General features: G+C 64.5%; 2 protein-coding genes. Both read right to left on the reverse strand.

Annotated elements, in window-relative coordinates:
- Positions 1-93, reverse strand: a 93-nt coding sequence (locus GV818_RS35270) for a phage head-tail joining protein (RefSeq protein WP_372242148.1), incomplete at its 3' end; no start/stop codon positions are given.
- Positions 93-408, reverse strand: a 316-nt coding sequence (locus GV818_RS33905; RefSeq protein WP_161778765.1) for a hypothetical protein, incomplete at its 5' end; no start/stop codon positions are given. The genes GV818_RS33905 and GV818_RS35270, both read right to left, overlap by 1 nt.

Here is a 408-nt window from a genome sequence, read left to right on the forward strand (position 1 = left end):
GTACTCGACCGTCTTGTCGGCAAAGGTCACGCGCCGTTCGCCCTTGGCGAGCGCGCTCTCCAAGGCCTGGAGTTGGATTTCTGTGTAGGCCATCAGCGGTACACCACGAGGTTGATTTCGGACGAGTCGTCGAACGACGTTGCTGTCGTCGCGCAGGAGATGTCGACGTACTGGGCCGTTTTCAGGTCGGAGCTGGCGCGAACGACAGCCACACGCTGCTGGCCGCTGTGGCTGCTGCTGCGTGCGAGCGCCGTCCAGCAGTAGTTCGCATCCGGCATCGCCAGCGCAAAATGCACGCGGTAGCGGCCCGCCGCTGTACGCACGACGCTGGCCACGTTGTGCGCGCTGCCGATCACGATCTGACCGCCCACGTAGCCAAAGCTCACCCACACCCGAGCAAGTCCAGGG

Origin of the sequence: Pseudomonas sp. Fl4BN1 (genome assembly GCF_009908285.1) — a bacterium.
Lineage (GTDB): Bacteria > Pseudomonadota > Gammaproteobacteria > Pseudomonadales > Pseudomonadaceae > Aquipseudomonas.